The following is a 22,777-nucleotide window of genomic DNA, read 5'->3' as shown; positions in this document are numbered from 1 at the left end:
TAGCGCGGACTTTTTTTCACTTGACTGTGGGTTGGGGATGAGTTTGGTTCAAGGGAATCTCAATAATCAACTCGGTTCCCTCTCCGGGGGCAGAAATGCAAGTCAATTTGCCGCCGTGTTGTTCTACCACAATTTCGTGGCTAATCGCCAAACCTATCCCCGCACCTTTGCCCACCGGTTTTGTGGTAAAAAACGGCTCAAATATTTTCTGGCGAACTGTTTGGGTCATGCCCCAACCGTTGTCCTCGATCCGAACTGCTACGGCTTTTTTTCTGGGACAAAGTTCAGTCACAATCCGAATTTGTCCGTACTTAACTGGCTGTTCTTTGTCTCCGCTGTGCGACGATAAATTATTGTTGACAAAGGCATCTTCGAGAGCATCAATTGCATTTGCCAGTACATTCATAAATACTTGGTTGATTTGAACTGCGTAACACTCAACTAAAGGCAGAGAGCCATATTCTTTGATGAGATGAATTGCTGGGCGATCGGGCTTCGGTTTGAGTCGGTTGCTCAAAATCAGCAAAGCGCTGTCCAATCCGTCGTGAATGTCAATTGGTTTAATCTCTGCTTCGTCAATTCTAGAAAAGTTTCGCAGCGACTGAACTATCTCGCGGATGCGGTTAGCTCCTACTTTCATTGAACCCAGCAACTTCGGTAAGTCTTCAACTATAAACTCTAATTCTGCTATTTCTATTTGTGCTTGAATTTCTGGCGAAGGCGACGGATAGTGCTGGTCGTAAAGCTGCAATAAATCGATCATTTTTTGACTGTATTCGTTGGCATAGCTAAGATTGCCGTAGATGAAGTTAATCGGGTTAGTGACTTCATAAGCTACGGCCGACACCAACTGTCCCAAACTAGACATTCTTTCGCTTTGCACCAATTGAGTTTGCGCCCGCTTAAGCTCGGACATCGCTGTTTTTAAATGAGCAGTTTTTTCGCGTTCTCTGGCGACTGATGCTTCTAGTGCTCTATTTAAATTTTCGAGTTTGGCTACTTGGCGCAGCACTATATTAATCATTGCTTTTTTCAGTTCCAATGCAGCGTCTATCTCGCATTGTTTCCAAGGCAAAGATTTGTACCTTACATTTTCTTTCCACAGCTCGAAGGATTTCCGAGGAGACAGTCGAGGGCTGCCATCTTCCTCTATTTGAACTGGTTTGTTGGGGTTTCCCGCCCAATTTACTGTCTTAATTACTTCCGGGCGAAACCACAAAATGTATATTTTCTGAGTCGGCGATATTGCTACGGCCAAACACCCGCTGGCGGTGTCTTTAAATTCCTCAGCTTCTGGATAGCATTTGGTCAGCGAGTCTGTATAAAATATTTCTTTCTTTAAATGCTCTTGCACCCACTTAGTTAAGTATTTGAGCGATTCTTCTTGAGGTGTTTTCCCGACTGGATAGCAATTGTCTCCAAATATTATTGCAGCTCCCTGGGCGTTGACTGCTTCCAGCAAATTATGCTGACATTTAAATAATACTTCGGACAAGTTTTCGGAGGTGGATATGTCTTCAAAAATCTTGGTTTGAATAGATTTTAAGTGTAATTTGTAGTCGTAGTCTTCGTTGCCTTCTTTTGATTGCAGTTCTAAGGACATTACTTGCCCGATAAATTCGCAGGCGGCGCGCAATTCATAGTTGAGGTATTTTGGTGTATAGTTGTGGCAAGCAATCAATCCCCACAATTTTTTATCTTTGATTAACGAGATTGACATCGAAGCTGCAACGCCCATATTTTGCAGGTATTCTATGTGAATGGGTGAAACACTTCTCAACACGCTGAAACTGAGGTTTCGGGGCTGGGTAGTGACAGCATTATTTCCTGACACAAGGGGGACGGGTTGATAATTAATATCTGGGATTAACCTCAGCCAATTTAACGAATACAGTTGTCTGGCTTGTTTGGGAATATCTGAGCTGGGGTAGTTTAATCCTAAGAAAGGACTCAGATTTTCTGCTTTGTTTTCAGCTATTACAGCGCCGTTGCCTTCACGATCAAATTGATAGACCATGACTCTATCAAACCCGGATATTTTTCTGACTTCTTCGACAGTCAGTTGACATAGATTGTTGAGATTTTTGGCGCTTTGAATTTTGCTGACGGTGGCTCTTACTGAATGATAAAAGCTAAAAACCGAAATATTTTCTGGGTGAGTGGCTAATTCCAACTCGACCATCAATACTTCTTCTACTCGGTGGAGGATGCAGTCAAATTCTAAATATTTACCTTTGTTTATGACAGAAAGTTTAATGGGATTGACGGTTTTTAAGTTTTCATTACACAAACAAAGCTTGAGTTTTTTTAGTTGAACTCGATTGAAGAATAAGCTCAAATTTCGACCGATCGCACTTTCCGGATCTACTCCTAATAAATCTTCCGTATTTTCGCTGACTTCCAGTATTTCTAGTTCAGGTTCTCGTACAACAAGTAGCACCCCGTGTGGCTGAATGTGCCCCGATAGGTGAATGGGTTCTCTGTCGCAGTTTGTCAAGTCAACTTCTTCGAGTGCGGGAATTGTGATTTGTCGATCCATTTGCTTTGTCTTCCGCTGTAAAATTTCGATAGAGTTCTAATGATTTGAGATTTGAGAGCAAATTTGCTTTTCCATAATAATCTCATATTGTTCGAGCGCATAACGGCTCTATCCCTGGAGGGATACTGAAAATCAATCATCCGATAATCAGCGCATCAAATATGATTTATTAGAAAATCAGCCTGCCGTATGTGTTGCTGTTTTAGCAGCCTCAGCCTTCTATAAATTTTACCGACTTGGCTCTTCTATACTATCGCTCCCCGATGCTAATTATCATAGCAATTTTTGGGATTCTTCAAGGATGTTTAATAATTTTCCAAAACTTTAATAGTTGTGGTAAAATTTTGCCCGCTGGAACAGGGTGAGAGAAATGCGTCTCCAGAGCGGCCTACTTACTGAAATATTAAGTTAAGGTAAGGGTGACAAGATCTGAAAGTCAAGTCACGCTAAGCTTTTTAAGTATACCCAACAGGCCCGACAATTAGACTGATGATCGACTTCAATACAGTTACTGAATTTTCTCATACCTACTGCATAGCTATCTGTGCTTTTTTAGTTCCAGCAAACTTGCTGACTACTTTGCAGACAGCGATTTTGACAGGACTAAACCGACCTCGAATGCAAATTTGGGCGTCTGTGGTTGTCGCCAGCCTTTGGGCTACAGCAATGATATTTCACGTTTTTACTTGGTTCGCGATCGGGGTAGTAATGCCTCCGACATACATCTTGCTAGTTATGGCAATGACTTGTCTGACAATAAATGTCTGGGCGATCGCTCATCCTGCAAGCATGATGCAATTAATTAGAGTTGCGGTATCAGTAGTTAGGGGAGGTTTCAGAAGGAAGAAGGATTTAGTTGTCTAAGAGAGAAAGATAGAGCGATCTAGCAACTCAAAAAGAATTGGGCAGGGGGTAATGTGAAAAGTGTCAGGGAAAATATTGGTTTCAGAATAGTTTTTCGGGAGCCAAATCGTGCTTCCGAGGGCTGAATTTTCAGCGGTTATTCCGGTTCGCGATCGCGACAATCTTCTGTTTCCGGGCCGCGGGGATGGATCGTGCAGTTGAGCAGGTAGCCGCCATCGCTTCTGCCGTAATAGTAGCGGCATCCGATACAAATTGCGGGAGGTTCGATCGCACTTTGGTAAACCGAATAATTCGCAGTCGCCAGCAGCGAAAAGTCGCGCTGCGTCTGAACATTCCCGATAATAGCGCCGGAGAGTTCGACAGCTTGGCGGATGTTTTCGATCCTGGTGTAAGGAGGCAGGTAAATGTCAATACAAAGGCGTATCCCCTGGCTATCCCGATCGTGGCGGGTAATAGTGCCTCCGAGCAAACCGACGCGCGAAGCGATAGCCGAGGAAAATTCGCTCAGGGAGGTGCAGTAACCGGAGAAAACGTGAATGTGTTCGTCCGTAGTAGCTCTCACAGTCACGCGAGTGGGAATTCGCAATCTCAGGTAAGCGTCGAGTTCGTCAAAAACCGGTTCGGCGAGGGAGAGCATTTGGTTTGCGTCTTCGTTGTTGAGCCCAAAACCCTTAGAAACCTTTGAAACGAGGGCTGCTAAAATATCAAAAACTTCGGTTAAGAGCGATTGCAGCCTGCTATCAATGGCGATCGGACATTCTCTGAGCAGCTTTAAATAATCCTCCAACCGATGAGCAATGCGCTGAATGCTGCTAAATCCGAGCATAGCTGCTCCCCCTTTAATCGAGTGCGAGGCTCGGATGAGCTGGTGTATTCTTTGGGGAGCTGGCACGGTGTTTTGCAGATCTTGCAAGCCTTGTTCGATAATTTGGATCTGTTCTGTGGCTTCTTCGATAAAGTAGCCGATGATCCGCTGTAGTTGTTCTGGCAGCATAATTTTATTCTCCTAAAAGCACCCCAGTATTATTAATCATTAGTCATTAGTCATTAGTCATTAGTCATTAGTCATTAGTCAGACATTTGATAGTTTGGAACTGATATTTAACTGACGAGTTATTTTTGTTTTTAAGCCCTAATCTGTTTTATTCTGACTCACGGCAACCGTAGTGGCAATGTTTAAAAATGTTAAGTCTTAACTGTTGACAGTGATTTTTTTGGCTCCGACGGTAGCGGTTGCCACCCCCAAAAGCAGCACCGCAGCACCTGCGAGTACCGCCGGCGCCGGCACTTCCCCAAACACCAAATAACCCAACCAACTCGCCGCCACCGGTTCAAACAAGATGGCAAGAGTTACCAGAGTTGGGGAAATCTGCACTACGGCCCAGTTCAAAATGGTGTGGCCGACTAACTGAGGCAAAGCGGCCGTTAACAAAATATAAAAATATACAATGTTGGGGTAATTAGTATAAGTAGTGCCGAAGGCGAAGGGGAGAGGCAGCAGGACGATCGCAGCAACAGTATAGGCGATCGCGATATAGCCACCAATTCCCAGTCCCCGCCGCTGAGCTTCCCTGCCCAACAGCAAATACAAGCTGACAGCCCAGGAACCAGCCAGAGCCAGGAAATCGCCAAGCAGTTGGCTGCTGCCAGCATTAGCTGCACCCGCGCTTCCAAGGGCGATCGCCATTCCCCCAGTCAGGGCTATAGCAATGCCAGCGATCGACATTTTGCTGAGTTTTTCGCCGAACCAGAAGCGCGACAACAGCGCTACCCAGACAGGATTAGTGGTGACGAGGGCAGTCGAGGCGGCGATCGAAGTATAAGAAAGTGAGGTAATCCAGAGGGCAAAATGCAGGGCGAGACACAAACCCGCAGCAGCAGCATAGCGCCGAGTTCCCGGTTGCAGGGCGTTCCACTGAATTTGCCGCCAAGCCGGAAGCAGAATTAAAGCAGATAAAGTCAGGCGAGAGGCCGCGAGCACCAGACTGAAACCCAAACCGCCCGCCCCTGCTGAAAAGTTAGCCAGCCGAATTAAGATTGATGAAGTTGAGACTGCTAAAACGCCGATAATTAACACTAGGGCGATCGACCAATTAGGTGCTTGTTTCGGAAGATTCATTTTTTAGGCAATGGGCAATGGGCAATGGGCATTGGGCATTGCCCAAACAGGGCATTGGGCATTGGGAAAATTTACAAAGCAATTTTCGCACAAATTATGAATAATTTCTATGCTCTTCTTCTCCTCTTTTCTTCTCTCTTCCTTCGCGTCCTTCGCGCCTTCGCGGTTCGTTAAAAAAAAGCCAGTTCCCGAAGCACAAAAAATTCCTATACTCAATAATTATTAATATAGATCGCGCCTAAAATTACCTGACAATCAAGCATCCAGGATACAAGCCCCCGGATTCATTCCTTCGCAGACTCAGGACCCAGAAATAAAAAACCTGTATCCGATGAAACTTGCCCCCCGACTCGATCCGTGGGGTGAATCCTAAAATCTAAAATCTCAAATCTCAAATCTAAAATCGATTGACCTCTGTTATAGTTTCAATATCGCAAAAAACCAATTACCAAGTTACAATTTCTAACTATCTATGGCTCCTACAGTTTTGATTACAGGGGCTTCTCAAGGAAGCGGCAAAGCAACAGCAATTTTATTTGCAAGTAAAGGTTACGATGTAGTTATGGTAGCTCGCCAGCCAGAGAGATTGGCAGCAGCAGCGGCTCAAGTCCAGCGAGAAGGCACTTCTGCTGTAGCTATTCCGGGGGATGTCGGCGACATTCAACAAGTGCGGGCGATCGTCCAAAAAGCCCTAGATGCCTGCGGCAACATCGATGTTTTAGTTAACAATGCTGGCATTTGTCTCGCGGGGGCGATCGAGCAAACAACCTCCGAAGACTGGCAGCAATTAATGAATACCAATTTTTGGGGCTGCGTTAACACAATTCAAGAAATGTTGCCACATTTTTTGGAACGAAAAACCGGGACAATAGTCAATGTTGGTTCCATTGGCGGCAAAATGCCTTTGCCTCAAATGACTGCTTATTGTGCCAGCAAATATGCAGTAACCGGTTTAACAGAAACTTTGCGATTGGAATTAGCGCCTCAAGGCATTCACGTTTGCGCCGTGCATCCGGGCCTGATTAACAGCGATTTTTTAGAAAGAGCTCAATTTCGCGATCGAGACGAACCCGCAGTCGAATTGCGCCGCCAACAAATGACCAAAATGGTGAAATCTGAGTGGGCAACTAAACCAGAAGATATTGCTAAAGCTATCTGGGATGCTGTGAAAAATCAGCGTGCAGAAGTTACCGTCGGCCCTGCTTTTTTGGCATCGGAAGCTTATCGGTTGTTCCCCGGTTTGATGCAGTGGGCAATGGCAAAGGGCAACTGAAAAACAGGCAAGATGCCTGTTTCACAAAAAAAAACTCAGTTTTTGTGGAACAAGCCCCAGAGCCAGTTCTTGATAGATAATTAATCAATTAGCTGCTTCAAAGCAAAGAACTAGCATTAATAAAACGACCGTTTAAATCGGCTGGGGTCACATTCAAAACAGTACCCAACAAAGCATTAGTAAAACCGAATCTAATATTAGTAGCTTCTACGCGACCGTTGCCATCCGGATCGAGACTTTGCCGCGAGATGCCACCCTTGGCTAACAAACTCGTGCCCCCCGTTATAGTTGCAGGATCGATCAGCAGCAGTCTCGGGTCGTTCAAGCTATAACTTACCTCTTCCAAGGAGATATTGCTGCTGGTAAATGCCACACTAATTCCAATCGAATCGCTAGACTTATCAAAATCCACAATTACCGCGTCAGGAACTTCTATTCCAGCTACTCGGATTCCCGCTTGATCGACTCGTAAAACAAATACATCGCTCCCTGCACCGCCTTGGTAAATATCTACCTCTCTGTCGCCAATTAAAGTATCATTACCGTCACCGCCCACTAATAAATCAACACCTTGTCCACCGCGCAACAAATCATTTCCCGCACCCCCATCAATGAAATCGCTATTTCTATCTCCTGTCAAGAAATCGTCGCCAATTTCTCCCAAAACATCGTCATCATCTTTGCCGGCGTAAATAGAATCACTGCCGACACCGCCTAACAGACTGTCTTTACCATCGTTGCCGAAAATCCGTTCTGCATCTGACGAACCCCTGACAGTATCATTGCCGCCCAGCATCCAAAGTCCCCCAGGAAAACTAGCAAGTTGTCCTGGTGCAAGTGTAATATTTTCAGGAGAATTGTCTCCTACCAAACGAGAGATGCCTGAATTATCTGGTGTGAGTACCATATTTGTAAACTTGATGCGATGTGAGCATGGATATTGTGCAAGATTATACAGTTGAGCAGGGTGCGCCAGAACACAGTTACTTCCTCACTCGCGATCGAGCAATCGCTGGCGCACCCTACTAGACAGCTCGATCGCTCCATCTTGGCACAAGCCTGATGGAAATACCCTAGATTAAAATAAAAGTTAAAATTTGAGCCGATGCCAATTATCTTAGTTGAAGACTTGAGCAAAGTTTATCCGGTAGCGATTAAAGAACCGGGGCTTAAAGGAACTGTGCGACACTTTTTTAGTCGCACTTACCGCAATATCAAAGCAGTTGATGGCGTTTCTTTCAGTATTGAACCGGGGGAATTCGTGGGGTTTCTAGGCGCTAACGGTGCGGGCAAAACTACTACGCTCAAAATGCTGACGGGTTTGATTTATCCGTCTGCGGGTACGGTGAGAGTGTGCGATCGTACTCCTTTTCGCCGCGAAGCAGATTTTCTGCAAAAAATCACCTTAGTAATGGGGCAGAAACAGCAGTTAATTTGGGATTTACCCGTGCTTGACTCTCTGCGAATCAATGCCGCTGTCTACGGGATTCCCGATACAGATTATCGGCGGCGAGTCGGAGAATTGACAGAGATGCTGTCACTAGAAGGCAAGTTAAATCAGCCGGTACGAAAGCTTTCTTTAGGCGAACGCATGAAAGCTGAATTGATGGCGGCCCTGCTGCACCAGCCGGAGGTATTATTTTTAGATGAACCGACTTTAGGTTTGGATATAAACGCACAGTTTAGCGTCAGGCAATTTCTGCGAGAATATAACGAGCGCTATCAAGCAACGGTGCTGTTGACGAGCCACTACATGGCTGACATTACTGCTTTGTGCAAGCGCGTTTTGTTAATCCATGAAGGGCAATTAGTTTATGATGGCAGTTTGGACGGATTGCTCGACAGGTTTGCACCTTATCGGGAAGTTCAGGTAAAATTAGCTAAGCCGCTGGCAAAAGATAGTGCTTTTGCTTACGGGGAGGTAGAATCTATTGAGGGACAATCGGTGAGTTTTTTAGTAAAAAGGGAAGAGCTGACGGTGAGCGTGGCGAAGATTTTGGCGGAGTTAGAAGTGATAGATTTGACTGTTACCGATCCGCCAATTGAAGAGGTAATTGGTCGAGTTTTTCGCACGGGAAAAGTGTAAGGTTTTTGGGATAAGCTCATTCTCTATAACAGGCAAGATGCCTGTTCCACTATAGTTATAAAGTAGAACAGGCAAGATGCCTGTTCCACGAGAGATTCAATGTTTTTGTGGAACGGGCTTCTAGCCCGTTGCTAACCCCAAAAAACAGTCATCTTGCCTGTTCCACGAGAGATTCAATGTTTTTGTGGAACGGGCTTCTAGCCCGTTGCTAACCCCAAAAAACAGTCATCTTGCCTGTTCCACGAGAGATGCAATGTTTTTGTGGAACGGGCTTCTAGCCCGTTGCTAACCCCAAAAAATTAACTGTAAAATTGATATGAACAGAATTGTTAAAATTGCTAAAACTTTCCTAGTTACCTATTACGCTTATATGCTCGAATACCGGGCGGAATTGTTTTTGTGGGCGCTGTCGGGGGCTTTGCCGTTTATCTTGATGGGAGTCTGGACGCAGGCGGCCGAAACTGGTCAATTTGGGCTGAATTCGATCGACTTTGCCCGTTATTTTTTAGCGGCTTTCATTGTCAGACAAACAAATGTAGTTTGGGTGATTTGGGAGTTTGAAAAGGAAGTTGTGCAAGGCAGGCTATCTAATAGATTGTTGCAGCCTCTCGATCCCGTATGGCACCACTTCGTATCTCACATTTCCGAAAGGTTTGCGAGGCTGCCGTTTGTATTGGGATTAGTGCTGCTGTTTTTTGCACTTTACCCGCAGGCTTTTTGGCTGCCGAGTCTTGGGAGGTTTTTGCTGTTTTTGTTGGTTGTCGTCTTGGCTTTTTGCTTGCGGTTCCTGATACAGTATACCTTTGCGCTGTTTGCTTTTTGGCTGGAAAGGGCAAGTGCGATCGAGCAATTCTGGTTTCTAATTTACCTGTTTTTATCGGGACTTATCGCACCGCTAGAAGTTTTTCCCGCACCCGTGCGCGAAGTAGTTTTGTGGACGCCGTTTCCTTATTTGATTCATTTTCCCGCTTCTATCTTGATAGGATTGCCCGTAGATTTAGGCCGCGGTTTGTTGGTAATGTTGGGTTGGAGTGCGGTGTTTTTTGTGTGGAATCGCTGGCTTTGGCGGCAGGGTTTGAAGCAGTATTCCGGCATGGGAGCTTAAATAATAATTAAGAATCAGAAAACTGTAAGGTGCGTCACAGTAAAAATATTAATCGTTTTGTCAAAAAGACTTACTTGACGCACCCTACTTAACTCTGGAGTAAATCTCAAATCTCAAATCTCAAATCTACAATCGACTGACGCACCCTACTTAACTCTGGAGTAAATCTAAAATCTAAAATCTAAAATCTAAAATCTAAAATCTAAAATCGGTCGATCGCAGACATCATGCAAAAATGCAATCGGGAGTATTCGACAATTGCATAAATCTCCATTTTTTGTATCTATAAGTACAAAAATTTACAAAAAAGTCTTATATTAATTAACCCAACGACTGGTAAACGGGATAAAAGAGATTCTAATGACAGCCAAAAAAAACCTGATTGTAATTGGCAATGGCATGGTAGGTCACAAGTTCCTAGAGTTAATGGTCAGCTCGGATGCTGCCAAAAACTGGAATTTAATTACTTTTTGTGAAGAACCGCGCGTTGCTTACGATCGCGTAAACCTCAGCGGATTTTTCTCTGGCAAAACAGCGGGAGATTTATCTTTAGTTGCACCGGGATTTTATCACGAAAACGGCATCCAAATTCATATAGGCGACAAAGCAGTCGCCATTAATCGGGAACACAAAATAGTCTCTTCAGCCAACGGTTTAGAAGTTCCCTACGACAAAATAGTTCTGGCCACTGGTTCCTATCCATTTGTGCCATCAATTAAAGGCAAAGACGCTACAGGAACTTTTGTTTACCGAACAATTGACGACCTGGAAGCAATGTCAGATTACGCTAAAAATTGCAAAATTGGTGTAGTAATTGGCGGCGGTTTGTTAGGTCTAGAATGTGCCAATGCTCTGCAAAATATGGGTCTAAAAACTCACGTTGTTGAGTTTGCATCGCGGCTGATGCCCGTGCAAGTTGACGAGATTGGCGGGGCAATTCTCCGCAGCAAAATAGAAGATTTGGGCGTTTCGGTTCATACCAGCAAATCTACCACAGAAATTGTCAGCGAAGATGGCAAAGTTACTAAAATGCTGTTTGCTGACGGTTCGGAATTGGCAACAGATATGATAGTGTTTTCTGCTGGCATTCGCCCCCGCGACGAAATTGCCAGAAGTTGCGGTATAGAAGTAGGAGAACGCGGTGGCATTGTGATTAATGATAGCTGCCAAACCTCCGATCCTGACATTTATGCGATCGGAGAATGCGCGCTGTATCAAAATCGCATCTACGGCTTAGTTGCACCTGGATATACAATGGCAAGCGTAGCTGCAGATATTTTGAGCAGTGCAGCGGATGACGGGCAAGATGCCCGTCCCACAAGCACTTTTACAGGTGCGGATATGTCCACTAAACTTAAATTATTGGGGGTGGATGTCGCTAGTTTTGGAGATCCTTTTCCCAAGTCAGCCGATGCTAAAGAAATTGTTGTCACTGACACCTTCCAAGGCATTTACAAAAAATTAGTTTTAAATCAAGACGGCAGCCGAATTTTAGGTGGAATTCTCGTAGGAGATGCTTCGGCTTACGGCACTTTGCTACAATTCATGCAAAATGAAATTGCTCTGCCGCCGCATCCCGAAGATTTGTTAATGCCACCGCGAGAAGGGGGAGTAGCGGCGGGTTTTGGAGTAGACAGTTTGCCGGATTCGGCTCAAATTTGTTCTTGCAATAATGTTACCAAAGGGCAGATTTGTGAAGCGATTCGCGATTATAATTTAACCGATGTTGCCAGCGTCAAGAAATGCACTCAAGCTGGGACGGGCTGCGGCGGGTGCGTGCCTTTAGTGACGGATATCTTCAAGTCGGAGATGAAGAAAGCTGGGTTCGCAGTCAAAAATAATCTCTGCGAACATTTTGAATATTCTCGTCAAGAATTGTACCATTTAGTGCGCTCTCAAGAGATTAAAACCTTTGAGGAGTTGATTGAAAGACATGGCAAAGGTAAGGGTTGCGAAATTTGCAAGCCTGCTGTTGGTTCGATGTTGGCTTCTACTTGGAATGACCATATTTTAGAGAAGTCTCACGTCGGTTTGCAAGATACGAACGATTACTTTTTGGCAAACATTCAGCGGGATGGTACTTATTCGGTGGTGCCGCGAATCCCGGGGGGAGAAATTACTCCCGATAAGTTGATTGTTTTGGGTGAAGTTGCCAGGTATTTTGGGCTTTATACTAAGATTACTGGCGGGCAACGGATTGATTTGTTTGGAGCTCGCGTGGATCAATTGCCGCATATTTGGCGTCGGTTGATTGATGCGGGATTTGAGTCGGGACACGCTTACGGTAAGGCTCTGCGTACTGTAAAATCTTGTGTTGGTAGCACTTGGTGCCGCTTTGGGGTGCAGGATTCAACGAGTTTGGCGATCGAGGTTGAATTGCGGTATCGCGGTTTGCGATCGCCCCACAAGCTCAAATCTGCTGTCTCTGGCTGCACTCGCGAATGCGCGGAAGCTCAAAGCAAGGATTTTGGGATAATTGCGACAGAGAATGGTTGGAATTTGTACGTGTGCGGCAACGGGGGAATTAAGCCGCAGCACGCGGTTTTGCTGGCGACGGATATCGATAAGGAAACGCTGATTAAGTATATCGATCGATTCTTGGTTTTCTACATCCGCACGGCCGACAGATTGGAACGCACTGCTACTTGGTTGAACAAACTTGAGGGCGGGATTGAATACTTGAAACAGGTAATAATTGAGGATTCTCTGGGCATTTGTGCTGAATTAGAAGCGCAGATGGAACATTTAGTGAATACTTATCAATGTGAGTGGAAAACGACGATTGAAGACCCACAAAAGGTGCAGCGGTTCCAGCATTTTGTGAATTCCGATTTGCCAGATCCGAGTATTGTTCGTGTTGCGGAACGGGGACAAACGCGGCCGGCTAACGAACATGAAAAGGCTCTGGCTGGAGTTGCGGAATAACCCCTCCCCAGCCCTCCCCTTGAATCAGGGGAGGGAGCAAGAATCTCGTTCCCAGGCTCTGCCTGGGAATGAATTCCGGGAGGCTCTGCCTCCTTCCGCGAGGCATCCTAGAACCGTGAGGCACAGCCTCAAAACCTAGGTTCTCAGGCAGAGCCAATAAACTAGATTGAAGTAAACTAACAGGAAAAGAAAATGGTTCAATCATTATCGGTTTCCGATACAGTAACAACTTGGGTAGATGTGTGTTCTCTCGATGCGATCGCCCCTTATACTGGAGTTTGCGCTTTAGTTAAAGGCGAACAAGTGGCGATTTTCCGAGTGGGCAACGGGGATGAAGTTTATGCGCTTAGCAATTACGACCCGTTTAGCAAAGCTTTTGTTTTGTCGCGGGGAATTGTGGGCGATCGCAACGGCACTCTCAAAGTTGCTTCTCCCATTTACAAGCAAAACTTTAGTCTCACTACCGGGCAATGTCTGGATGATGAAACGGTAAAGATTCCTACTTTTGCGGTTCGGGTTGCAGCCGATCGCGTCCAAGTAGCTGTTAGCTAGATTCAGCGGCTTTATTGTTCGATCGCCATCCGCCACCACCTAACATTTCTATGGGTGGTGGCGGATTTTGCATTGGGACGCGACCCCGTAGTTGTGGTATAAAATGGAGTTAATCGGCGACCTGCTCCAGGAAGGCTCAAAAAACTCTAAACTAATACTGGATATGGTTTCAGATTTTTAATGCAAACAAAATCGAGGGGCAGGATATCGGTATGCTGTTAAAAAAACTTGTTTCCGAAAATAATCCCCAGACTGTAGCAGAGTTAATCCACGCACAACTCAAAATCGGTCAACTGACTTGGGGCGAACTCAACACACAACTTTTCGGCCAGCACTGGCGGGACGAATCTTTGCACGAAGTCCTCAGAGAAATTGCAGCGAGGCTCGACAAAGAAACAGCGAGCCAAATTATAGAATATCTCACAGATCAAAACGGTCAACAAGAAAAATTTATTAATTTGTTTTTAGCAGCGCAATGCCTGTTAAAAGTTAAAAATGATGTTAATCAAAAAACCGCCCAAAAACTGTTAAACGCTTTAAAAGCGTTATCGCAATACGGTACGGGTTTCCTGATTCTTTATCAAAGCGCTCAAGAATTGCAGGAAACTTATCAAATTCGCAATCGATCGATCGCCGCGATCGCCCAAACTTGGAAAAACGACCCGCAAACCCTGCCCTGGCTGAAAATACTCGCTCACTCCAGTGACTGCGGCGAAGTCCGAGCCACAGCAGTCGAAGCCATAGCCCGCGGTTGGCCAGACCAGCCAGAAATTTACCTGATGCTCAAAAACCTCGCCAAATCCGATGGAAGCTGGGCAGTGCGATCGACCTGCGTGCGAGAAATTGCTTGTGGTTGGCCAGACACGAGCGATACCTTGCCGCTGCTGACTGCCTTGGCTCAGTTCGATCGAAGTCCCGCAGTCCGCACCGCAGCACTCGAACAGTTAGCCTCTAATTGGCCCGATCGCACAGATACCTTGCTGCTGCTGAGAACCGCCGCCGAATCTGACGAAAATTTGGGAGTGCGAGTCTGTGCGTGGCAAAAAATAGCCAAAGGTTGGCACAGCCTTTTAGGCACGGTTTCCCTGCTCAAAAATCTTGCCCAGACAGGAAGTTCTATCCTGCGAACCGTAGCGGTGCGGGAGTTGGCAGCGGGCTGGCCCGCCGCAGCCGACGTTTGCCTGCTGCTGAAAACCCTAGCCGAATCCGACAGCAGCAAAGAAGTGCGGACAGCAGCCTTAGAAGAATTGGCCTCGCACTGGCCCGGCGAACCAGACATTTACCCGCTGCTGAAGACTAAAGCCGAGTCCGACGCGAGTTCGAGCGTCCGGCGGGCAGCAGTGCAAGCAATTGCCTCTGGCTGGCCCGGGAACGCCGAAACTCTGACTTTTTTGAAAAATATAGCATTGGGCGATCGCGACGCCGACCTGCGCGAAATAGCCCTACAACAGATAGCCGCAGGTTGGCCCGACCACCCAGAAACCCTGCCCCTGCTGCAAAAAATAGCTGATTCCGAGGATTACTGGACTGTGCGGCAAGTAGTAGTGGAGGCTGTCGCCACACAGGCGTCAGGCAGTCTCGAAGTCTTTGGCTGGTTGCAAAATCTCGCCGAGTCAGACAGACACCTGAACGTCCGAGAAACTGCGGTGGAAGAGATAGCAAAACGCTGGTCTCACCGGGGCGAGACGCTGCCTTTCCTCAAAAGCCTGGTCGAGTCGGAGCAAGATTCTCACCTGCAGAGCGTGTTGGTGCGATCGATCGTGCGGGGGTGGCCAGACGACCCGGAAACCTTGCCTTGGCTGAAAATTCAGCTCGATTCTGGGGAAGCGCTGGTGCGGCAAGCAGCGGTGCTTGAACTAGCTTACAACTGGCCGGACAATCCTGAAACTTGGATGCTGCTGGAGGCTAAAGCAGAGGGCGATGAGAGTCCGGCTGTCAGGCAAATGGCTTTGCAAAAGTTAGCCCGGGCGCGGACAAATCAGTCTCAAACTTTCGAGTGGCTCAAAAGTAGATCTCAAAACGATGAAGATTCGCAGGTGCGGGCGATCGCCCTGGTAGAGTTAATGCGGGGATGGAAAGACGAGCCGGGAATGTTTGAGTTTTTGCGCGATCGAGCTTTGAGCGATGTTGACAGTCAAAACGGTTCTTTTCCTTACAATCCCAGATTTACAGCACTCGAAGCGATTATCGAACATTATCCAGAAAATCCGGGAGTTGTGCCCTTGTTGCGATCGCTTGCAGTTTCCGACGCAGAAGAGCAAGTGCGGGCCTTAGCGGGTCGCCGGCTACGCAGCCAAGACTGGTAAGTAGAAACAATCCTTTAGACACCTCGGACAATTAATCATGCCTGCTGCTTTATAGAACCCATTTGAGATCTTTCTAACTTACAGCTAATCGTATAGTTCTGGAAATCTCCCCCCCTGACAGCGCCCTCGTCGCTACCGAAAACGCGAACGCAGCCCTTTCAATTGCTTGTTCTTTCTTTGAAAAGCTGCCAAACCCCCTAAAGCCATAAAACTACCAAAAACAGTAACAGGTTCGGGAACTGTTTCTGCGTCTGTGTAACCATCCATAGCGCCATATTCATACCACTCTAAGCGATAGCTAAATTTACCGTCACTGTCACCAATAAGCTGTAACGGGACTAAAAGTGACAAGGCATTTCCTGAAAGGGTGTAGGGAACAGAACCGCGGGTTGACCCCCAACCTCCCCAACCTACTGACTTATCTGGGTCAGGCGGCCAAGCATTGCGGATGCGAACGTCTCCCCCTAAATGAATCTCATCGCCCCGGATTATAGATTCTAAATTGCTGTAGTAACTGTCTGTACCCCTAAAGATAGGAAATCCCCCATCAGCATCAACGTAGTATTGAAAAGAGTCAGCTTGTCTGCCATATTCATCAGTTTTAAAGAAATCGGGTGCTCGATTGAATTCTATTTGAAAGTGCACCGAGTTACTGTTTAAATTGACTTCGGCTGATTGCGAAAGTACCAGGAGTGCAGCCTCTGCTGGAACCCCATAGCTCAGGCCGACAAGCACGCTGGCTATTACTGCCATTTTGACGCTGGATATATTAGACCTCTTGCAAAAAAAATCTATGCTATAATAGAAAGTTTTCAATTTAATCCCCCTAGAGCTAACTCATAATTATAAATTGCTGATAACAAATTACAACGCAGACCATAACGGCGGCGACGATTCCGATAACGACTCGACAAGATTTTAAAAATTTTCAGACTCCGGTTAACGTGTTCAATAACAATTCTTTCTTGTGCTAGAGCTCGATTGTAGTCTTTTTCTAAGAGAGAAAGTTTCCCATTTTTAGGTTTCTTTCTAGGAATATAACTATTGGAATGATAATCTTTTATGCCTTGATACCCACTATCTTGTAAGCTATCTGTTTCGGGATGAAAATGGATTTTACTTTTTTTAAATAAGCTAAAATCGTGGCAATGTCCTTGCCCAAAAGCAGTGCAAATAATTGCTCCTGTCTCTTGATTAATGACCAATTGAGTTTTGAGGGTATGACATTTCTTCTTGCCTGAATAATATTTTTTCTGTTTTTTTTTTGGTCGTTCAATAGCTGTTTCTGTGACATCGATCGCCACGACTGCTGGATAATCAGAGTTTTTGAGTAATGCTTTTTTCCCAGGAAGACGGAATTTTCCAGTTTTCATTAAAGTTGATTCGATGTCAATTACAATCCGGCTGCTGGGTTGATTCAGATACTCCCCAATTTGTCGCAATATGAAAATATGTTCGATATTCTCGCCAATATTCCAATGCAACTAAGACCTGTTCTTCAAGAGTTAGGATGGTCCCACGCCCTCTTCTGTCTTTATGATTTTCTGACCTGAATTCTTCCAAGGCTTGAACCATTACTTTTAAAGTTTCAATTTTGACACCAAATCTACGTTTAAATTGATGAGATGTCAAATTTAGATAAGATTGATTTTTCATGATTTACTGATTGTGCAACAACCAATATAAGTTTCTAGTATCTTATCCTGTTTCTAGCAAGGCAAGAGTAAAAATAAGTTAAGAGTTGGGATTCAATCCAGTAAAGCAAAAATTTCCATTATAGCATAAAATTATTTTGCAAGAGGTCTAATTAATCGACGTAACCGGCGCAATTATTACGATGGATGCAATGGGAAATCAAACGGAGATTATTAAACAGATTGTTCAGAAAAAAGCTAATTATGTAGTTTGCTTAAAAAGTAATCACCCGACTCTTTACAATCGAATTAAATCTGGGTTTGAAGTCCAATCAAGTCGCCAATTTGCTGGGGTTAACATGACGGATTACCGTCAAGTAGAAAAAGGGGATAACCGGATTGAGAAAAGAAGAGTTTGGGCGATTCCCGTTTCAGAATTTGGAGGTCTTTATAATCAAGATAAATGGGCGGGACTTCAGACGGTTGTTATAGTGGAACGGTTTCGGCAACAGTGGAATGGAACCTCTCACGAAGTCCAGATTTATCTAAGTTCTTTAACCGTAGATGCTCAAAAACATAGTTCTATTATCCGGGAACATTGGAGCATTGAAAATAAAGAACATTGGGTTTTAGATGTGACTTTTAAAGAAGATAAATCTCGGATACGAGCGTTTAATAGCCCTCGAAATTTGGCGGTACTCAGACGGATGGCCCTTAATGCCCTCAATCTGTGAAACCACCCTATCGCGTAGCTTGAGACAAAAAAGAAACCGGGCCGCGATGAGTGAGGAGTACATGATGCTTATTCTCAAATCCTTGTGTCAAGCCTGATTGAGATGCTCTTACCCTGTGTTTTCAAACTTTATATTAGACTTATTAATAATAAGCTTAAAAAGTATTGAAACTTAGTCTGATTGACACTCTCCTGGCTAAAGCCGAGGAGATTCTTGATTCGCAGAATCGACTTGCCGATGCAGAATTACTTCAACATCGGTAGCGGTCAATTCTCCACAAGCGTTCGGATCTAAGATCCAAGTTCCGACGTGCCCCGCCGTACTCAATCCCCGACTCAGGATATTTTTAGCTGCGTTCCAGTCACGATCTAATACGCATCCACACCGACAAGCGTGGGTTCGCGTTGAGAGACTTTTCTTAACAATTGTTCCGCAACTAGAGCATTCTTGACTTGTTCCGTTAGCTGGTACGGCAATCGTAATTCTTCCGAATACTTTGCCAAAATATTCCAGCCAAATTCGGAACATATACCAAGAAGCGTCGTTAATCGATTTTGCCAGACAGTGATTCTTCACCATATTTTTAATCCTCAAATCTTCGTAGACTACACAGTCGTTAGACTGGATGACGCATCTTGCCAACTTCACGGCAAAATCTTTACGCTGTCTGCTGATTTTGAGGTGGCGCTTCCCTAGAATCGCTCTAGCTTTTTTTCTGTTTTGCGAACCCTTGACTCGTTTTGAAACTCGTTTTTGGGCTTTCTTCAACCTGCGTTCTCCCTTGCGGAGGAAACGCGGGTTATCAACTGCAATACCATTTGAGTTAGTGTAAAACTCTTTAAGTCCTACATCTAACCCGATGGCGTTACCCGTGATTTCAATCTTTTCAGAACGGTCAACTTGAATGCAAAACTGGACATAATATCCGTCTGCTCGCCTTACCAAGCGTACTTGTTTGATTTGACTGCGCTGGTAGAAATGCAAGTCGCGGGTTCCTTTTAATTTAAGTTTGCCGATTCCTTTTTTATCGGTAAAAGTGATTGATTTCCGGTCGTCTGCCAGACGCCAGCCCGTAGTTTTGTACTCTACCGAGCGGTTGTCTTTCTGGAATTGCGGAAACCCTTTTTTTCCTGGGACTTTCTTTTTGCAGTTGTCGTAAAATCGTGAAATCGCCGACCACGCTCTTTCTGAACTCGATTGTCTGGCCATGCTGTTTAAGTCGTCGCCAAACGGGAATTCCTTCGCTAGAATGGCGCTGTATTTATTCAAGTCGTATTTGTTGACTTTTTCGTTTTCCATCCAAAAGCGCAATGCTTTGTTGCGGATGAACTGCACCGTTCTAATTGCTTCGTCTACAGCTTCAAATTGCTGCTTTTTACCGTATGCTTTCAACTCGAAAACTAGCATGACTTCGACCCTCATCACGATAGGTTTATGCTAGCAGCGTTGGCTTAACCCGGTTCTCATTGTTCACAAAGATTTACATAGTTGTAATTTACAGTACATACAATTCAGAAATCTCATGAAAAATACTGGGAGGCTAAAGCCTCCTTACCCCTTTCATCCCCGGACTGAAGTCGCGGGGTTTTCAGGGTGTTCTTTATAAGATTTTTAGCGAGCTTTAGTTAAAATCATAAAAAGCTTATCTGTGTAAGGGCTTCAGCGATTTTAAAATCAGTAGCAAAAAAGCTGAGATTAACTCGGTGAGTAAAGGTTTCAGACTTTTTAATTTCCCCCCACGGGGGGAAGTTTAGTTTAAATTGTGTGAAATTTACCTTTAACCCGCCGTCGTCTGGTTTTGTTTGTGCAGGCGCGGTTTCTAACCGCCCGGACTTCTCACCGCCTCGACTTTTTTAAGTCGTATACTCCGCATTAATCTTCACGTAGTCGTAACTCAAATCGCATCCCCAAGCTTTCGCAAAACCGCTGCCATTCCCGACACTAACTTGAATTACAACCGTATCAGCCTTCAAATATTCTCCCTCCGCAGCCGCTTTCATATAATTACTTGCAGCAGCGCGATCGAACTCTTTAGGTTGTCCGTTTTCCATCATTAAAAAATCCCCTAATTGAATCCGCAAATTCTCTTGATCGAAAGGTACGCCAGCGCGCCCAGCCGCCGCCGCAATTCTGCCCCAATTCGGATCGCGTCCGAAAATAGCAGCTTTCACCAAAGAAGAACCGACAATTGTTTTGGCAATTTTACTCGCAGAAACTTCATCCAGCGCGCCGCTAACTTGCACTTCTACCAAACAAGTTGCACCTTCGCCGTCACGGGCGATCGCCTTTGCTAAATGCACGCAAACTTCTGTCAGCATCGCCTCTAATTTTTCAGCATCTGCCCCCATTTCCGTAATTGCCGGCGTGCGGGATTGACCGTTTGCTAAAGCAATTAGCGAGTCGTTGGTACTGGTATCTCCGTCAACAGTAATTTGATTGAAACTTCTGTTAGCCGCCCGAGTCAGCATTTCTTGCCACAAATGCGACGACACTGCTGCATCGCAAGTTACAAATGCCAGCATTGTTGCCATATTTGGGTGAATCATTCCCGAACCTTTGCAAATGCCGCCGATGCGGACGGGTCGATCGCCAAACATTGTTTCTAGGGCGATCGTTTTCGGCACTAAATCCGTCGTACAAATAGCCTTAGCCGCCGCATCGGAACCAGTTTCCGATGCCTCAGCAACTAATCGGGGAATTCCCGCCCTCAGCGGCTCCATTTTAATCCGCTGTCCGATGACGCCAGTGGAGGCCAAAAGAATCGATTCTGGAGGAATATTCAGCGCTTCTCCCAACAATTTGGCACTTTCGAGGGCATCTGCCAAACCTTGTTCGCCAGTAGCAGCATTAGCTTGTCCCGCATTGCACAAAATTGCTTTCGCGCTGGGTTTAGCTTGCAAACGCTGGCGGCAGTAGTCCACGCAAGCGGCCCGGACAGTCGATGTGGTGAAGACTCCGGCGGCGATCGCGTCTACCTCTGACAAAATTAAACTTAAATCCGGCAAGCCTGAAGGCTTCAAACCCGCTGTAATTCCCGATGCTCGATACCCTCTGGCTGCTGTAACTCCGCCGTCAATTTCTTTCCAGTCCGACATGATGACCTCCCTAGTAGCCTTCAATCTGCTGAGAGGGGATTATACCATTTTAGATTTTAGATTTTAGATTTTAGATTTTAGACTTCGGGGTGAGCGCTAGAGGAGAACGATTTTAGATTTTAGATTCCCCATTCCCATAAAACTAATCGCGGCTTCCAATCTAGAGTTAGAACTCAAGAAGAAGTCGCGACGGTTTTGTAATTGACATTATTAATTTTTAGCTGGCAAACAACAAACTCGATTCAACTATCTCGCCGTTGAAAAAAGGGGTTATTTGCGATCGATACTCGCTGGAGAACCAGCATCTAAACCAACTTCAGCAGCTACACGGCTCAGCATGGATTCCTGACGGTTTTTAACGACGTGTTGGTGGCGCATCATCAGGTTGCGGGCTTGTTCTTGAGTTGACATAACTGATTTCTCCAAATTATAGGTAATAACTTCGTAGACAATTGTCGAAATTGAGCTTGCCCTAGCTCATAGTGGCGTGGCTGCGATCGTAACTGGCTTGAAAGCTGGGCTGCGGTTTGCCTTGAATGTGACCCCAGTAGTGCGTATCTTCCATCCCTACTTCGGTGGCGGTGCGGTTGAGCATGGATTGCTGCCGGTTCTTCACCAGTTGGTGGTGGCGCATCATCAGAGAGCGAGCTTGATTTTCGGTAGACATATGCGGTTCCTCCGTTTTCTTTAGATTAATGTTGGGCTGGTTTTTTCTTCTCTTGTATCACTATAACAGACAATTCTGTATCTAAAGCTACCAAATTGAAATTGTCACAAAACTTTACAATTGGGCTAAGGGGCGAGAATCTCGATCGAGGTTGCAGGGAGTGCGATCGAGCTTTGGCTAGTTGATTCAGCCCCAACCTCAAGCAGCAGTTGGCAAAATTTGACAACATTCATCTTCTAAGAGCCACATTTTAGCGGCTACCTAATTGCTAGTGGCCAAAATAACTTTATAGTTTGGTTCAGAGTTATAGAGGCAGAATTTTGTCTCTCAAGGGAGTCGAATTTGCCTTAGTTAACAGTAAATTTCATAAGTAGCGAATCACAATTAGATTTACACCGACTAAGCAGCTATGCTCAAGCATAAGCTGTCGCGCATTTAAATTGTAGATTCTCCGCGGGCTCATAGGCCCACCCCACAAGACGGGGAATTGTTTTTTAACAGACAATTTAAATGTAGAACAGCTTAGTCAAGTTGTTTGCAGTCAACTAGATAATAGATTTAAGCCAAAGTGAATCCCCCTCGCCATCCTGAAAAAGCGAGCTTTCTTTGTTGATAAAAATAGATTAAGTCCCAGCAGCCTCCCCACAAAAAAGAGCGATCGTCCTCCCCTAGAAAAACAATCGCCCATTCACCTATAATTTCAATTAACATCAAGTCCCGCCCTGAAAAAACTATGCTGTACCCACAATTCCAGAGCTCCCCCTAGCGTCTTTTTCAGGAGGCTGCCAGGGGGAGATCAAGGCTCTGACGTTAGTTTTTCAAGTTGTGCGTACAGGGTAGCTCTTAATAAAGGCGTGCCGGGGAATAAGCGGCCCTAA

The 22,777-nt window shown here is 45.4% G+C and carries 17 protein-coding genes and 1 pseudogene; 8 read left to right on the top strand and 10 right to left on the bottom strand.

Annotated elements, in window-relative coordinates; all coding sequences use genetic code 11:
* Nucleotides 1-16: 16 nt before the first annotated feature.
* A complete protein-coding gene (locus OSC7112_RS11930; protein WP_015176135.1) occupies nt 17-2,539 on the bottom strand; it encodes an ATP-binding protein in 2,523 nt (840 codons plus the stop codon).
* A gap of 489 nt (nt 2,540-3,028) precedes the next feature.
* Here OSC7112_RS11930 and OSC7112_RS11925 point away from each other — a divergent pair, with 489 nt between their 5' ends.
* Complete coding sequence (locus OSC7112_RS11925; RefSeq protein ID WP_015176134.1) at nt 3,029-3,403, top strand: hypothetical protein; 375 nt, start codon at nt 3,029-3,031, stop codon at nt 3,401-3,403.
* 136 nt (nt 3,404-3,539) lie between these two features.
* Here OSC7112_RS11925 and OSC7112_RS11920 read toward each other — a convergent pair whose 3' ends face one another.
* Nucleotides 3,540-4,397: an Hpt domain-containing protein gene (locus OSC7112_RS11920; protein ID WP_015176133.1), complete on the bottom strand. Its 858-nt coding sequence runs from the start codon at nt 4,395-4,397 to the stop codon at nt 3,540-3,542.
* A 198-nt stretch (nt 4,398-4,595) separates the two neighbouring features.
* Entirely contained in the window at nt 4,596-5,522 is a 927-nt protein-coding gene (locus tag OSC7112_RS11915; RefSeq protein WP_015176132.1) for a DMT family transporter, read from the bottom strand.
* Between the two features lie 472 nt (nt 5,523-5,994).
* Here OSC7112_RS11915 and OSC7112_RS11910 point away from each other — a divergent pair, with 472 nt between their 5' ends.
* A complete protein-coding gene (locus OSC7112_RS11910; protein ID WP_015176131.1) occupies nt 5,995-6,795 on the top strand; it encodes an SDR family NAD(P)-dependent oxidoreductase in 801 nt (266 codons plus the stop codon).
* Between the two features lie 97 nt (nt 6,796-6,892).
* Here OSC7112_RS11910 and OSC7112_RS11905 read toward each other — a convergent pair whose 3' ends face one another.
* Nucleotides 6,893-7,702 carry a calcium-binding protein gene (locus OSC7112_RS11905; RefSeq protein WP_015176130.1) on the bottom strand — a complete coding sequence of 270 codons (810 nt, stop codon included), beginning with the start codon at nt 7,700-7,702 and terminating at the stop codon, nt 6,893-6,895.
* Between the two features lie 198 nt (nt 7,703-7,900).
* Here OSC7112_RS11905 and OSC7112_RS11900 point away from each other — a divergent pair, with 198 nt between their 5' ends.
* The 5 genes from OSC7112_RS11900 to OSC7112_RS11880 all read left to right on the top strand — a co-directional run bounded on the left by OSC7112_RS11900 (nt 7,901) and on the right by OSC7112_RS11880 (nt 15,769).
* Nucleotides 7,901-8,881, top strand: coding sequence for an ABC transporter ATP-binding protein (locus OSC7112_RS11900; protein ID WP_015176129.1), 981 nt, complete (start codon nt 7,901-7,903; stop codon nt 8,879-8,881).
* A 316-nt stretch (nt 8,882-9,197) separates the two neighbouring features.
* The gene (locus OSC7112_RS11895; protein ID WP_015176128.1) at nt 9,198-9,986 is read left to right on the top strand and encodes an ABC transporter permease; all 789 of its coding nucleotides are present in this window, start codon (nt 9,198-9,200) and stop codon (nt 9,984-9,986) included.
* 360 nt (nt 9,987-10,346) lie between these two features.
* Nucleotides 10,347-12,911: a nitrite reductase large subunit NirB gene (gene nirB, locus OSC7112_RS11890; protein WP_015176127.1), complete on the top strand. Its 2,565-nt coding sequence runs from the start codon at nt 10,347-10,349 to the stop codon at nt 12,909-12,911.
* A gap of 192 nt (nt 12,912-13,103) precedes the next feature.
* On the top strand, nt 13,104-13,463 hold the full coding sequence (gene nirD / locus OSC7112_RS11885) for a nitrite reductase small subunit NirD (RefSeq protein ID WP_015176126.1): 360 nt from the start codon (nt 13,104-13,106) through the stop codon (nt 13,461-13,463).
* A gap of 212 nt (nt 13,464-13,675) precedes the next feature.
* Nucleotides 13,676-15,769 carry a HEAT repeat domain-containing protein gene (locus tag OSC7112_RS11880; protein ID WP_015176125.1) on the top strand — a complete coding sequence of 698 codons (2,094 nt, stop codon included), beginning with the start codon at nt 13,676-13,678 and terminating at the stop codon, nt 15,767-15,769.
* A 132-nt stretch (nt 15,770-15,901) separates the two neighbouring features.
* Here the strand turns inward: OSC7112_RS11880 and OSC7112_RS11875 are convergent, their stop codons facing one another.
* Entirely contained in the window at nt 15,902-16,522 is a 621-nt protein-coding gene (locus tag OSC7112_RS11875; protein WP_015176124.1) for a PEP-CTERM sorting domain-containing protein, read from the bottom strand.
* 59 nt (nt 16,523-16,581) lie between these two features.
* A protein-coding gene (locus OSC7112_RS11870; RefSeq protein WP_223300818.1) for an IS5 family transposase occupies nt 16,582-17,425 on the bottom strand; the annotation gives its coding sequence in 2 pieces (ribosomal slippage) (nt 16,582-17,178 and nt 17,180-17,425; 843 coding nt in all).
* A 151-nt stretch (nt 17,426-17,576) separates the two neighbouring features.
* Here OSC7112_RS11870 and OSC7112_RS11860 point away from each other — a divergent pair.
* Nucleotides 17,577-18,137: pseudogene (locus OSC7112_RS11860) on the top strand (ISAs1 family transposase); the annotation flags it as partial.
* A gap of 195 nt (nt 18,138-18,332) precedes the next feature.
* Here OSC7112_RS11860 and OSC7112_RS11855 read toward each other — a convergent pair.
* The 4 genes from OSC7112_RS11855 to gifA form a co-directional block, all read right to left on the bottom strand.
* Nucleotides 18,333-19,544, bottom strand: a complete 1,212-nt coding sequence (locus OSC7112_RS11855; protein WP_015176123.1) for an RNA-guided endonuclease InsQ/TnpB family protein — start codon at nt 19,542-19,544, stop codon at nt 18,333-18,335.
* A 446-nt stretch (nt 19,545-19,990) separates the two neighbouring features.
* A complete protein-coding gene (gene argJ, locus OSC7112_RS11850) occupies nt 19,991-21,232 on the bottom strand; it encodes a bifunctional ornithine acetyltransferase/N-acetylglutamate synthase (protein WP_015176122.1) in 1,242 nt (413 codons plus the stop codon).
* A gap of 270 nt (nt 21,233-21,502) precedes the next feature.
* Complete coding sequence (locus OSC7112_RS39640) at nt 21,503-21,643, bottom strand: hypothetical protein (RefSeq protein WP_015176121.1); 141 nt, start codon at nt 21,641-21,643, stop codon at nt 21,503-21,505.
* Between the two features lie 61 nt (nt 21,644-21,704).
* The gene (gifA, locus tag OSC7112_RS11840; RefSeq protein WP_015176120.1) at nt 21,705-21,899 is read right to left on the bottom strand and encodes a glutamine synthetase inactivation factor IF7A; all 195 of its coding nucleotides are present in this window, start codon (nt 21,897-21,899) and stop codon (nt 21,705-21,707) included.
* Nucleotides 21,900-22,777 lie beyond the last annotated feature (878 nt).

Source organism: Oscillatoria nigro-viridis PCC 7112, assembly GCF_000317475.1.
GTDB lineage: Bacteria > Cyanobacteriota > Cyanobacteriia > Cyanobacteriales > Microcoleaceae > Microcoleus > Microcoleus nigroviridis.
Note: the sequence above shows the minus strand (reverse complement) of the source record. Positions and strands in the feature narration are given on the sequence as shown.